Raw genomic sequence first — 13,381 nt, 5'->3', positions numbered from 1 at the left:
ATGGTACAACTCACCCTGCCCAAGAATTCCCGCATCACCACCGGCAAAAGCTGGCCCAAGCCCGAAGGGGCGAACAACCTGCGGAAGTTCCAGATTTATCGCTACGATCCCGATACCGGCGACAACCCGCGCGTTGATACCTATTGGGTGGATATGGACGAGTGCGGCCCGATGGTTCTGGACGCGCTGATCAAGATCAAGAACGAGATCGACCCCACGCTCACCTTCCGCCGCTCTTGCCGCGAGGGGATTTGTGGCTCCTGCGCGATGAACATCGACGGCATCAACACGCTGGCCTGTATCTACGGCATGGATGAAATCAGCGGCGACGTAAAAATCTATCCGCTGCCGCATATGCCCGTGGTCAAGGACCTGATCCCGGACCTCACGCATTTTTACGCCCAGCACGCCAGCGTCATGCCGTGGCTGGAAACCAAAACCCAGCGCCCCGAGAAAGAGTGGCGGCAATCCATCGAGGACCGCAAAAAGCTGGATGGCCTTTATGAGTGCGTGATGTGCGCCTCTTGCTCCACCGCCTGCCCGAGCTACTGGTGGAACTCTGATCGCTACCTCGGCCCGGCGGCGCTGTTGCACGCTTACCGCTGGATCATCGACAGCCGCGATGAGGCAACCGGCGAGCGGCTTGATGACCTTGAAGATCCCTTCAAGCTTTACCGCTGCCACACCATCATGAACTGCGCCAAAACCTGCCCCAAGGGCCTGAACCCGGCCAAGGCGATTGCGCATATCAAGGACATGATGGTCGAGCGGGTGGTGTAAGCCACTGTTGCGAATGCTTCCTGCGGCGGGCTTTAGCGGCCCGCTGCTGCGACACCCGCGGCGCGCGGGTTAATTGCGCGCCTCTTCCACCGAAAACGGATTGCGGTTGCGGAACTCGGCGGGCACGAGGCCATCTACCGTTTCGGGTGCCGCATTCCAGAGCCAGCCGCGCCAGTCGTGGGTGAAGAGCAGATCATCACGCTCAATCTCCACGGTGGTGCTGCTCAGCTTGCGCAGCACACCGGGGTGGCTGGGCGAGACAACCCGCAGGGTAAAGGCGACGCGGCAGGAAAACGCATCTTCCTGCATCCGCTCGCAGCGCCCCTTGAAGCCGGTGTAACTGACGCAGATTTCCACTTCCGGGGCCTTGCGCAGGGTTGAGCGAAAGCCGGCAGAGCAATTTTGCTGCGGGTAAAGGCGGTGGAGGCTGGCCAGGAACCCTTCCTGTAATTCGCCCGCAGAGGGCGGGGCAGAGAGCAGGGACATCGTGGCATAGGCGCGTTCTATCCGCTCTGGTCCCCCCGGATCAGGGGCGTCGGGGCTGACCCCGGCGAAAAAAAGCGATGCGATTGCGGAACCTATTGCGGCGATGTGCATTATACCTCCGTTGGGAGAAATGAGCTTCCTCAGGACTATGTGCTTGAGGTCAGGCTAACCTGCGTGACTCGTCTTGCAACCCTCTAGCGCAAATTTCTTAACGTTGCGGAAATCCACCGGTGCAAAAATGCAGGGCTTTCGCGCCCGCGCCAAGGGGCTATACCTTCGAGCAGAAGAGGCAAACGAGGCGAGCGATGACAGGCGACAAGGCCCCAGACTATGCCAAGGCGGCCCGTGCGGTGGAGCCTGTTGTTGTTTACCCCGAAGCCGCGCTCCCCCTGCCTGATCTGGCGCTTTACGGCGCTGCGCGGGCGCGGGCGGTGAAAACAGGCGAGGTGCTGGTGGCGCCACGAGAGGCGGCCTGCCTGCCGGTGCGCGCCGGGCAATTCCTGCGCATCAGCTGCCCCGAGGGGCCGCAGGTGGGCGACCTCAACCTCTGGAACCTTGCGGACCTGTCAGAGCGGTTTTACTCCGGCAAAACCCGCGCCCTGCACGGCACCCACCTCGATGTGGGGGATCGCATGTGGTCAAGCTTTCCGCAGCTGCGCCCGCTGGCAACGATGGTGGCCGATACGCTTGCCTGGTATGGGGTAGATGCCTTTGGCGGGCGGGTGCATGATGTGATTGGCACCCGCTGTGACCCCTACACCCATCACTTGTTGACGGGCGGTGAATACCACCATTGCTGCCACTCCAATCTCACCCGCGCCCTTGCCGAGTGGACGGGCAAGCCGGTGAGTGAGGTCGAAAGCGCGGTGCATGATGTGCTCAACGTCTTCATGTGCACCGGCTTCACCGCCGATACCGGCCAATACTTCATGAAGGCCAGCCCGGTGCGCACCGGGGATTACATTGAGCTTTTTGCAGAGATTGATCTGCTGGCAGGGCTATCGGCCTGCCCCGGCGGCGATTGCGGGCAGGGCCATAGCTCGGATGAGGCGTTGTGTTATCCGCTGCTCTGCGAGGTGTTCGCGCTGCCTCCCGCCGCGCTGGAGGGGTGGGAGAGCCCGCAGCCAAGTGGCTATTCGGGCTCTCACGGGGCCTAAAGCATCACGCCTAGCAGTAGCGTTCGATGCCAAGCGTTTGGCTATCGGAGTAGCGATCACCGTGGGCAAAGCCGACGGGCAGCACCATTTCAATGGCGTCGTAATCCTCTGCAGTCAGCGTCATTTCAGCGGCGTCTACCCATTCTTTCAGGTGTGCGCCGGTGCGCGTGCCGGGGATCGGGATCAGGTGATCGCCCTTGCCCAGCACCCAGGCCATCGCCAGCTTGGCCGTGCTCACGCCAAGATCTGCCGCATAGCTGCGAAACGCGCCAAGCGCCTGCTGGTTGTAGGTGTAATTCGGCTCCTGCCAGCGCGGGTTGGCGCGGCGAAAATCAGCCTCGCCCATCTTGGCGGGGTCGGGGGGCGTGTTGGTCAGCTCGCCACGGGCCAGCGGCGAGAAGGGGATGAAGGCCACGCCCAGTTCGGCGCAGGTCTGGATCACCCCAAGCTCTGGCTGGCGCGACCAAAGGGAATACTCGTTTTGCACCGCTGTGCAGGGGTGCACCGCATGGGCGCGGCGAATGGTAGAGGGGGCAACCTCGCTCATCCCATAGCCGCCGATCAGCCCCTCGCTGATGAATTTCGCCAGCGTTTCAGCGACCTCTTCAACCGGGCGCTCCTGTTCGCGGCGATGGATATAAAACAGCTCCACATGGTCACGCCCCAAACGCTCCAGGCTATTCTCCAACTCGCTGCGCAAGTGGTCTTCATCATTGCGAAAATGGCGCGTGGGCTTAGGGACGATGGTGGCCTTGGTGGCGATCACCGGCTTTGCATCGGTGCCTTTGAGCCACGCCCCAATCGCGCTTTCCGAGCGGCCCATGCCATAGATATTGGCGGTGTCCAAAAAGGTGATCCCGGCCTCCCAGGCGGTATCAAGGCAGGCGATCGAGGTGTCGAGATCGGTATCGCCAAAGAACCCGGCGAATGACATGCAGCCCAGCCCAATGGCCGAAACTTCGGGGCCATTGGTGCCCAGTTTTCGTTGCTTCATAGGTATGTCCTTTATTCGGAAAATGCGGCTTCGAGCGCGATTTCGACCATATCGCCAAAACTCTTTTCGCGTTGATCGGCGGGCAATGCCTCATGGGTTTTTAAATGATCGGAAACGGTGAGCACGGCCAATGCACGGCAACCGTAACGTGCGGCCAAAGTATATAGTTCAGCCGCTTCCATTTCGACAGCAAGAATTCCGTGACGCTCCATTTGTTCGTTCAGATCGGGGCGCTCATCGTAAAACGTATCTGAGGAATAGATGCCGCCGATGTGGGTATCTATCTCCTTTTTGGCGGCGGCTTTCGCGGCGGCTGACAGCAGTGACCAATCGGCGGCGGGCGCGAAAGCAAGCTCACGAAAGATGGTGGAGGAGGGGGTGGACACGCTGGAGGTGGTCATCGCCAGCACTAGATCGCGCAGTTTCACGCTTTCCTGCATTCCCCCGCAAGAGCCGATGCGGATCAGGGTTTTAACGCCGTAATCGCGGATCAGCTCATTGGCGTAGATCGAAAGCGAGGGCATCCCCATGCCGCTGCCCTGAATCGTCACCCGATGGCCGTGCCAGGTGCCGGTAAAGCCCAGCATTCCGCGCACTTCGTTCACAAGTTTCGGGCTTTCCAGAAACGTCTCTGCCGCCCAACGCGCCCGATAAGGATCGCCGGGCATGAGAACGGTTTGCGCAATATCTTCAGGGGTAGCGCCGATATGGATAGTCATGGAATGGGCCTTTCATATGCAAACGGGGGCGGGCAGGCCCGCACCCCGTGCAGATGATGGCTCAGATTGCGAAATCCGCAAGGCTCTTGCCAGCAGCAAGGCCTTCTTTCACCCAATTCGGCTGGCGTCCCTTGCCTGTCCAGGTTTGGGTCTTGTCGGCCGGGTTGGCGTATTTCGGGGCACCCTTGGGGCCAGCTTTTTTGGGGCCGGGTTTGCGGCCGCGTTTGGCAGGGGCCTCACCGGTGAGCTCGCCCAGCGAAAAGCCATGCGCTTTGGCTGCTTTTTCAGCGGCGGCAATTGCGGCTTTCTTTTCGGTTTCGTTGATTTTGAGCAGGGCCTTTTCAACTTCTGCCTGAAGCTTTTCCAGTTCCTTGCGGGACATGCCTTTAAGGGCGGCTTTGTTTACCATGTGTTTTCATCCTAAACAGGGAATAACTCCCCAATTGTGAGTGGTGTAACGGACAGATCGTGTAGTAATCAAAAATATGAATATGAGCCCGCTGCCTTTAATATTACAGTCCGAATTGATTTTTGCAATGGTAAGGAATTCCGCACCCTGAATTGGGGCGGAATTCCTTGCTATCATTACCGGGATTTCGGCGTTCAGGCGGCAGCGGTGTCCGGCTCGACCAGGGCGACGATATCCATCATGATCCGGTTCAGCTCAAAATCCTTGGGCGTGTAAACCTGCGAAACACCCATTTCCTTGAGCCGCGCGGCGTCTTCCTCGGGGATGATCCCGCCCACGATCACCGGGATATGGGAAAGCCCCTTGGCGCGCATTTGCTGCATGGTTTCCTCGATCAGCGGCAGGTGGCTGCCCGACAGGATCGACAGACCAACCACATGCGCGTCTTGCTCCAGCGCCCCGGCAACAATCTCTTCGGGGGTCAGCCGGATGCCTTCATAGGCGATATCCATGCCGCAATCGCGGGCGCGAAAGGCGATTTGCTCGGCACCGTTCGAGTGGCCATCAAGCCCCGGCTTGCCGACGACAAATTTCAGCCGCCGCCCCAGCTTGTCTGACACCAGATCAACCGCCTCGCGGATTTCTTCCAGCCCCTCGGTGCGGTTGGAAGGCGCGGAGGACACGCCGGTTGGGCCGCGATATTCGCCAAAGACAGCGCGCATCACGCCCGCCCATTCGCCGGTGGTGGCCCCGGCCTTTGCCGCGGCGATGGATGGCGGCATCACGTTTTCACCTGCCTCGGCGGCTTCGCGCAGCGCGGCCAGCGCCGCCTTGACCGCCTCGTTATCGCGCTCTGTGCGCCATGCGGTGAGCCGCGAAATCTGCTCGGTCTCCACGGCCGGGTCCACTGTCATGATGCCGCCATCGGCACCCATCAACGGTGAAGGCTCACCCTCTGACCAGCGGTTCACGCCCACCACCACGGTTTCACCGGTTTCAACCCGGCCAAGCCGCTCGGCGTTGCTCTCAACCAGCCGGCCCTTCATGTATTCAATCGCCGCAATCGCGCCGCCCATGCCATCAAGCTGGGCCAGTTCGGCGCGCGCCCCATCCTTGAGGGCCTCGACCTTGGCATCAATCGCGGGGTTGCCATCAAACAGGTCATCAAATTCCAGCAGGTCGGTCTCATAGGCCATGATCTGCTGCATCCTGATCGACCATTGCTGATCCCATGGGCGCGGAAGGCCGAGGGCTTCGTTCCACGCCGGAAGCTGCACAGCGCGGGCGCGGGCGTTCTTGGAGAGGGTCACGGCCAGCATCTCGATCAGGATGCGATACACGTTGTTTTCAGGCTGCTGCTCGGTGAGGCCAAGCGAGTTGACCTGCACACCGTAGCGGAAGCGGCGGAACTTGGGATCGTCGACGCCATAGCGGGTGCGGCAAATCTCGTCCCAAAGGTCCACAAAGGCCCGCATCTTGCAAAGCTCGGTCACAAAGCGGATGCCCGCGTTGACGAAAAAGCTGATCCGCCCCACGAGCCGCGGAAAGTCCTCATCCGGGACCTGCCCCTTGAGCGCATCGAGCACCGCGATTGCCGTGGCCAGCGCAAAGGCAAGCTCCTGTTCGGGTGTCGCACCGGCCTCTTGCAGGTGGTAGGAACACACGTTCATCGGGTTCCACTTGGGCACCGCCTCATAACAGTAGGCGGCCACGTCGGTGATGAGTTTGAGGCTGGGCTTGGGCGGGCACACATAGGTGCCGCGCGAGAGGTATTCCTTGATGATATCGTTCTGCACCGTGCCTTGCAGTGCCGAAATATCCGCGCCCTGCTCCTCGGCCACAGCGATATAAAGCGCCAGCAGCCAGGGTGCGGTGGCGTTGATCGTCATCGAGGTGTTCATCTTTTCCAGCGGGATATCGGCAAACAGGGCGCGCATATCGCCCAGATGCGCCACCGGAACGCCAACCTTGCCCACCTCGCCGCGCGCGCGCGGATCGTCACTGTCATACCCCGTTTGGGTGGGCAGATCGAAGGCGACGGAAAGGCCGGTTTGGCCCTTCTCCAGATTGGCGCGGTAAAGCGCGTTTGAGGCCGTCGCGGTGGAGTGTCCGGCATAGGTGCGGAACAGCCAGGGACGGTCCTTTTCGGGGGCGTTTTGCTGCGACTGCGACATGGGGCGGGTCTCCTGAATCGGGTGAGCAAGATTATTCCGTTTGGGTGGTTTTTGGCGAAACATTCGATTAATGTCAATTCGCTGCATTGCGGCAAAGTTCGGCGCGCGCGGGGGGCTGGCGCTGAGTGCGTTACAGCACAGCGAAATCCGTGCTAGGGCTGAACCACCGAGCGGGAAGGGTGGAAGATGTCATGTATCGTTTGACCACGCGGTTGATCCTGGTGCTGGTGCCATCTGCGGTAGTGCCGCGCGAGCGCGCCAACCGCCGCACCGGGCACGCTTAGCCCCCATGGGCACCGTCACCCTGCCCACCTGGCTCTTTGGCCTGATCCTGCTCTTTGCAGCGGTGACAATGGCATCGCATTTCCTGTTTCCATCGGTGCGCTGGTTCTTCCGGCGGCGATTGGAGCGGGCGGTGGCGCGGCTCAACAAGCGGCTGGCCCGGCCTATCGAGCCCTTCAAGCTGGCGCGCCGCCACGATACGATCCAACGGGTTTCCTATGACCCGGCGGTGCTGGCTGCCGTTACCGAGCACGCGCGCGAGGAGGGGGTGCCCGAAGAGGTCGCCTTTGAGCGGGCGCAACGCTATGCGCGCGAGATCGTGCCGCGCTTTTCGGCCTTTGCCTACTTTGGTTTCGCGATCCGCGCGGCGCGCCTGCTGGCCACAACGCTGTATCAGGTGCGTCTGGCGCGGCTGGATGAGCAAGAGCTGCGCGCGATTGATCCCGAGGCGACGATGGTGTTTGTCATCAATCACCGTAGCAACCTTGATTACGTGCTCGTCACCTATCTCGTCGCCCAGCAAACCACGCTTTCCTATGCGGTAGGGGAGTGGGCGCGGGTTTGGCCGCTGCGCACGTTGATCCGGGCGATGGGGGCATACTTTATCCGCCGGGGGTCGCGCACCGGGCTCTACCGCCGGGTGCTTGCCACCTATGTGGCCCATGCCACGCGGGGCGGGGTGGCGCAGGCCGTGTTCCCCGAGGGCGGACTTAGCCTGACAGGCGGGTTGGAAAGCCCCCGGCTCGGCATCCTCAACTATATCACCGAAGCAAAGGCGGCGGCGGTGGGGCGTGATGTGGTGTTTGTGCCGGGGGCGCTCAACTATGAGCGGGTGTTGGAAGACCGGGTGCTGATCGCGGCGGCCACGGCGGGCAATCGACGGTTTCCCATGCGCATCCGGGTTGTGGTGCGGTTCACGGCGCGGTTCTTGTGGCAAAAGCTGCGGGGGAGGGCGCATCGCTTTGGCTATGCCGCTGTCAGCTTTGGGCGGCCAATGTCCCTTGCCGGATTTTCCGGTGATACCGAGGCGCTGGGCCATGCGCTGATGGACCGGATCGGCGAAGTGATGCCGGTGTTGCCACAGCCATTGCTTGCGGCGCTCCTGCTAGAGGCTGCGGGGCCGGTGGAGCGGGGCGCGCTACAGCGCATATGGGCCGAGCGTGTGGCCGCGCTTGAGGCCGCTGGGGCGGTAATCCACATGCCTGATGGCGAGGCGGCCAAGGGGCTGGAGACAGCCCTGGCCGGGCTGCGGCTGCGGCATCTGCTGGCCGAAACGGGTGAAACCATTGGCCCGGCCCCAAATGAGCACGCGATCCTCAGCTACTACGCAACCTCCATCGCCCCGGCGCTGGCACAGCTGGGCCTGACAGGGAAAGCCCGGCGCGATATTCCCAGACTGGCCGCTGCGGAGGATGCAGTTGCAGAAACTCCGGCCCCGGTTGCCGAGGATGACAAATCCGGAGGGACATAAAATTACAAAATGAGCTGCAATAGTATTGCAATCTTGCGCGGCCTTTCGTATTCCTCCCTCAAAGAGCGGCTCGATTCTGCGCCGCAGAACACATGCGAGGAGTTGATGACTATGGCTTTGGACATTCGCGACGCCCCCGCCACCTACGAGGCGGAAGAAAAAGAGCTCTACGAGTTGGGCGAAATGCCCCCGATGGGTTATGTGCCGCCCAAGATGTATGCTTGGGCAATCCGCCGCGAGCGCCACGGCGAGCCGGATGTGTCGTTCAAGCAGGAAGTCGTGGACACCTGGCAGGTTGATAGCCACGAGGTGCTGGTGTTGGTCATGGCTGCCGGGGTCAACTACAATGGCGTCTGGGCCGGTCTTGGCGAGCCGATCAGCCCGTTTGACGTGCATAAGCAAGACTATCATATCGCTGGTTCCGATGCGGCTGGCATCGTGTGGGCCGTGGGCGACAAGGTAAAAAACTGGAAGGTCGGCGACGAGGTTGTGATCCACTGCAACCAGGACGACGGCGACGACGAAGAGTGCAATGGCGGTGACCCGATGTTCTCGCCCAGCCAGCGGATCTGGGGCTACGAAACCGGCGACGGCTCGTTCTCGCAGTTCACCCGCGTGCAGGCGCAGCAGCTCATGCCGCGCCCCAAGCACCTGACATGGGAGGAAAGCGCCTGCTACACCCTCACGCTGGCCACCGCCTACCGGATGCTGTTTGGTCACCACCCGCATGAGCTGAAGCCGGGCCAGAACGTGCTGGTCTGGGGCGCGTCTGGGGGGCTTGGCTCCTACGCGATCCAGCTTGCCAATACGGCGGGCGCCAATGCGATTGGCGTGATCTCGGATGAGAGCAAGCGCCAGTTCGTGATGGATCAGGGCGCCAAGGGTGTCATCAACCGCAAGGACTTCAACTGCTGGGGCCAGCTGCCCACGGTGAACAGCCCCGAGTATAACGATTGGCTGAAAGAGGCGCGCAAGTTCGGCAAGGCGATCTGGGACATCACCGGCAAGGGCGTGAGCGTTGATATGGTGTTCGAGCACCCCGGCGAGGCCACCTTCCCGGTCAGCTCGCTGGTGGTGAAGAAGGGCGGCATGGTGGTGATCTGCGCCGGCACCTCCGGGTTCAACTGCACGTTTGATGTGCGCTACATGTGGATGCACCAGAAACGCCTGCAAGGCTCGCACTTCGCCAACCTCAAACAGGCCGCCTCTGCCAACCGGCTGATGGTCGACCGCCGCCTTGATCCCTGCATGTCAGAGGTTTTCCCCTGGGAAGAGATTCCTGCGGCGCATATGAAAATGCTGAAAAACGAGCACAAGCCGGGAAACATGGCGGTGCTGGTGCAGGCCCCCACAACCGGGCTGCGCACGCTGGAAGATGCGATCGAAGCGCGCAAATCCGCGATCTGAAGACACCCTCCGGAGAGGAGGCCAAAGGCCCGGGCGCATTGCGCTCGGGCCTTTTCTCTACGCGCTATGGTTGTGCCCGAGGCGGGCGGGGCGGGCCACGCATATGCAAAAAATGCCATGTAAACAGTCCCTCCCCATTTCAGGGGAGTAAACAAGAATCATTATCTTCGCTAAGAGTATACATGCTGGAGTTGTGTTAACGGCTCATTAACCTTTATAAACGAGGCTGCTGATGAAACATGAGTGGATGGTTGACGTATTGGCGGACCTGAGTGCCTACGCGGAGCGCAATGCGCTCGCCGGGTTGGTTCCGCAACTGGTTGAAACCATTGCCGTGGCCGAGCAGGCCATCGGACGCGAGCGCGCTCGACAGCAGGGGGGGGCCACGCCAGATAGTGATGGTGGCGGCATTAGAGAACTTCATCGAGGGGTTGCAGCAGGCGGACACGCCTGACGCCCTTCAAGCGCAGGTTTTCGACCTGCGCGAGCATTTCGACGTTGAGCACGTCGTTTACCATTCTGTAAATGCGTCCGGCGGCCAATACGGCGTGCTGACCTATGCCGACGACTGGGTCGAGCGCTATATCGACAAGGAATATGAGCGGGTCGATCCGGTGGTGGTGGGCTGTTACCAGCGCTTTCACCCCGTTGATTGGAGCCGCCTTGACTGGTCTGGCAAGGTGACCCGCGATTTTGTGGGCGAGGCTCAATCTGCCGGAGTTGGCAGGCAAGGGTTTACCGTGCCAATCCGTGGCCCGGCGGGGCAGTTTGCGCTGTTTACCGTATCAAGCAATGCCAATGATCGCACCTGGGGCCGCTTCACCGAAGAAAGCACCCGCGATCTGATCCTTGCGGCGCATTATATCAACCAAAAGGCGCTGGAGCTTGAGAGCGGCGAAGGGGCCACAAGCGCGCCGCACCGCGCCCTTTCGCCGCGCGAGCGCGATGCGCTGACCTTGCTGGCGCTGGGCTACTCCCGCGCACAGGCCTCTGAAAGCTTGCAAATCTCCGAGCATACCCTGCGGGTTTATATCGAGGGCGCGCGTTATAAGCTCGGCGCGATGAACACCACCCATGCCGTTGCCCTGGCGTTGTCACAGGGATTGCTGGTTTTTTAATCGCTGCCCGGCAAAAGGTAATGCAACTTTAACGGGCTGTTTTTAACCATGTCTCAATCTTAACGATTCTACTCTACCCTCTGAAACGTTTGATGAACGTACGGAGGGCGAGCTATGCTACGCTACATTTACGGCAGTGATCTTAACCAGTTTCCCAAGCTTCGATCGGGGATGTTCCGCGACCGGGCGCATCAGTTTCGCGAGCGTTTGGGCTGGGATGTGTCGGTGGACGCTGCGGGTGAGGAGCACGACCAATACGATGCGATGAACCCGCTCTATGTGATCTGGCAGCGGGCCGATGGCAGCCATGGCGGCTCGATGCGGTTCATGCCCACAACCGCGCCCTGCATGGTGAACGATCATTTCACCCATGTGACCGACGGCGTGACCATCAGCCACCCGCTGATCTGGGAATGCACCCGCTTTTGCCTTGCGCCCGATGCGGAGCCGCGTGTTTCGGCGGCGCTGATGTTGGGCGGGGCGGAAGTGGGGATTGGCTTTCACCTCACGGATGCCGTGGGGGTGTTTGATGCCCGGATGGTGCGCATTTATGGCCGCCTTGGGTGGCCTCCAACGATCCTGGGCACCACAGGTAAAGGCCGCGATGCGGTGAGCGTTGGCCTGTGGGAATACTCCGAAGACCTGCGCACCCGGATGGCTCGCAAGGCCGGGCTTTCGGACGAGCTTTCGACCCTTTGGTTCGAGCGGGCCTTTGGCCGGGCCGCGGCCACGCCGCAGGCCGTTTCGGCCTAGCGCATCAGGGGCGGAGCCCGTAAGTTCCGCCCCATGACCGCCCCCGCGCTGACCTTCTCCGACGACCAGGCCGAAGCCTGGGATAGCCTCTCGGAGGTGTTGCGCTCGGCGGGCGTAAACCTTGAAGACGAGGTGCTCACCCCCGCCGCCACGGGCCGTGACAGCGTGACGGCGGTGATGGGCAAGGCCGGTTCGGGCAAAACCCTGCTGCTGGCCCGGTTGGGGGACGCGCTGGCCGAGGCCGGGGTTGATGTGATTTCCGGGGATTACGAGGGCAAGCCGCGCAAGGATCGCCGCACGCTGGCGATTTTGGCCCCCACCAACAAGGCGGCATCGGTGCTGCGCAACCGCGGCGTTGCCGCCACCACGATCCACCGCATCCTTTATACCCCGGTCTATGATCCCGAATATGAGCGTATTGCCGAATGGCTGGCTGGCAATGGCGAGCGCCCCGAGATTGAAGGGCTTACAGAGGAAGCCCTCGACCGTGCTCATGCCTCCTTTCAAGCCCATAAGTCCGTGCCCGCCGCGCTCGCCTCGGCGGGGCTGCGCGGCTCGGATTTCATCACCGGTTGGAAGCGCCGCGAGGAGCCGCTCGACATTGGCTTTATCGACGAATCCTCGATGCTGTCGGATGACCAGTTCGAAGACCTGAAGGAAATTTTCACCACCCTCGTGCTGTTTGGCGATCCGGCCCAGCTGGCGCCTGTCAAACAGTCGGGCAATATGGTGTTTGACCGCCTCCCCGAAAAGCGCCGCCTGATCCTGCACCGGGTGCACCGCCAGGAGGGGGACAACCCGATCCTCGATCTTGCCCACGCGCTGGCCGACCCGCAGGTTGATTTTCCGGCGTTCGAACGGCTGGTGGAGCAGGCCGCCGCGCGCGATGACCGGGTGCAAATCGGCCAGCGGGTTGAGGCCGGGCTGATGGCCCGCTCCCCCGCGCTGGTCTGGACCAACAAAACCCGCATTCGCCTGATCCACGCCTTCCGCGCCGCCTATGGTGCCCCGCATGATGCGCTGCTTGAAGGCGAGCCGCTGATTTGCGACGGCATCGAACTGCCAATGAAACACCGCAAAAAGCGCCTTGATCTGGAGGCGCGCGGGCTGATCAAAGGGGCGCAGGTTGTGTATCTCGGCCCCGGTCGCAAGCCCGGATTCTCGCGCCTGCATGTGGTGGGGGCCGAGGACCCGCAGGTGTCTGCCGCTTCCATCGTCAAGATCGAGCTGCCGGATGAGGAAGAGCCGTTCATCCCCTTTGCCGCCCGCATGGGAGCCACCTTTTTGCACGGCGCGGCGGTGACGATCCACAAGGCGCAAGGCAGCCAGTGGCCCACCGTGCAGGTGTTTGCGCCAGACCTCGCCATTGCCGCCCGGATGAACAAGATGGAAGCCGGGCAGCCGCTGTGGAAGCGCCTTGCCTATGTGGCGATCACGCGGGCCGAAACCCGGTTGATCTGGTGCGTTCGCAACCGGCTCGCCCGCCCGACCGGGCCGCTCACCACCAATGATCTGGTCGCCCCCGCCGCGCCTCTCACCCTGGAGGTGCAGGGCCCGGATTAGAGCTTCTCGAACATGCGAAATCAATAAGTTAGAGCGTGTCGCGTGAATTCGAATGAACGCGACACGCT

General features: G+C 61.7%; 13 protein-coding genes. 8 read left to right on the top strand and 5 right to left on the bottom strand.

Features of this window, described 5'->3' with window-relative positions; translation table 11 throughout:
• Positions 1 to 780, top strand: a complete 780-nt coding sequence (locus tag P1U55_RS04000) for a succinate dehydrogenase iron-sulfur subunit (RefSeq protein WP_301046214.1) — start codon at positions 1 to 3, stop codon at positions 778 to 780.
• 69 nt (positions 781 to 849) lie between these two features.
• Here the strand turns inward: P1U55_RS04000 and P1U55_RS03995 are convergent, their stop codons facing one another.
• Positions 850 to 1,377 (bottom strand): hypothetical protein, encoded by a 528-nt coding sequence (locus P1U55_RS03995; protein ID WP_301046213.1) that lies wholly within the window; start codon positions 1,375 to 1,377, stop codon positions 850 to 852.
• Positions 1,378 to 1,571: 194 nt separating this feature from the next.
• On the opposite strand from P1U55_RS03995, the gene P1U55_RS03990 reads away from it, so the two are divergent.
• Positions 1,572 to 2,423 (top strand): DUF1989 domain-containing protein, encoded by an 852-nt coding sequence (locus P1U55_RS03990; RefSeq protein WP_301046211.1) that lies wholly within the window; start codon positions 1,572 to 1,574, stop codon positions 2,421 to 2,423.
• Between the two features lie 10 nt (positions 2,424 to 2,433).
• On the opposite strand, the gene P1U55_RS03985 is transcribed toward P1U55_RS03990, so the two are convergent.
• The 4 genes from P1U55_RS03985 to P1U55_RS03970 all read right to left on the bottom strand — a co-directional run bounded on the left by P1U55_RS03985 (position 2,434) and on the right by P1U55_RS03970 (position 6,806).
• The gene (locus P1U55_RS03985) at positions 2,434 to 3,417 is read right to left on the bottom strand and encodes an aldo/keto reductase (RefSeq protein WP_301046210.1); all 984 of its coding nucleotides are present in this window, start codon (positions 3,415 to 3,417) and stop codon (positions 2,434 to 2,436) included.
• An 11-nt stretch (positions 3,418 to 3,428) separates the two neighbouring features.
• Positions 3,429 to 4,136: a purine-nucleoside phosphorylase gene (deoD, locus tag P1U55_RS03980; RefSeq protein ID WP_301046209.1), complete on the bottom strand. Its 708-nt coding sequence runs from the start codon at positions 4,134 to 4,136 to the stop codon at positions 3,429 to 3,431.
• A 61-nt stretch (positions 4,137 to 4,197) separates the two neighbouring features.
• A complete protein-coding gene (locus tag P1U55_RS03975) occupies positions 4,198 to 4,545 on the bottom strand; it encodes an H-NS histone family protein (protein ID WP_301046208.1) in 348 nt (115 codons plus the stop codon).
• 194 nt (positions 4,546 to 4,739) lie between these two features.
• A complete protein-coding gene (locus P1U55_RS03970; protein WP_301046207.1) occupies positions 4,740 to 6,806 on the bottom strand; it encodes a protein meaA in 2,067 nt (688 codons plus the stop codon).
• Between the two features lie 202 nt (positions 6,807 to 7,008).
• Between P1U55_RS03970 and P1U55_RS03965 the strand changes: the two genes are divergently transcribed.
• The 6 genes from P1U55_RS03965 to P1U55_RS03940 all read left to right on the top strand — a co-directional run bounded on the left by P1U55_RS03965 (position 7,009) and on the right by P1U55_RS03940 (position 13,313).
• Positions 7,009 to 8,472, top strand: coding sequence for a 1-acyl-sn-glycerol-3-phosphate acyltransferase (locus P1U55_RS03965; protein WP_301046206.1), 1,464 nt, complete (start codon positions 7,009 to 7,011; stop codon positions 8,470 to 8,472).
• A 111-nt stretch (positions 8,473 to 8,583) separates the two neighbouring features.
• Entirely contained in the window at positions 8,584 to 9,879 is a 1,296-nt protein-coding gene (ccrA, locus tag P1U55_RS03960; protein WP_301046205.1) for a crotonyl-CoA carboxylase/reductase, read from the top strand.
• A gap of 232 nt (positions 9,880 to 10,111) precedes the next feature.
• Positions 10,112 to 10,333 (top strand): hypothetical protein, encoded by a 222-nt coding sequence (locus tag P1U55_RS03955; RefSeq protein ID WP_301046204.1) that lies wholly within the window; start codon positions 10,112 to 10,114, stop codon positions 10,331 to 10,333.
• Positions 10,278 to 10,997, top strand: a complete 720-nt coding sequence (locus P1U55_RS03950; protein ID WP_301046203.1) for an autoinducer binding domain-containing protein — start codon at positions 10,278 to 10,280, stop codon at positions 10,995 to 10,997. The genes P1U55_RS03955 and P1U55_RS03950 overlap by 56 nt, the downstream gene beginning before the upstream one ends.
• Positions 10,998 to 11,111: 114 nt before the next feature.
• A complete protein-coding gene (locus P1U55_RS03945; protein WP_301046201.1) occupies positions 11,112 to 11,750 on the top strand; it encodes an acyl-homoserine-lactone synthase in 639 nt (212 codons plus the stop codon).
• A 33-nt stretch (positions 11,751 to 11,783) separates the two neighbouring features.
• A complete protein-coding gene (locus tag P1U55_RS03940) occupies positions 11,784 to 13,313 on the top strand; it encodes an AAA family ATPase (protein WP_301046200.1) in 1,530 nt (509 codons plus the stop codon).
• Positions 13,314 to 13,381: the final 68 nt, after the last annotated feature.

Origin of the sequence: Vannielia sp. (assembly GCF_029212645.1) — a bacterium.
Lineage (GTDB): Bacteria > Pseudomonadota > Alphaproteobacteria > Rhodobacterales > Rhodobacteraceae > Vannielia.
Note: the sequence above shows the minus strand (reverse complement) of the source record. Positions and strands in the feature narration are given on the sequence as shown.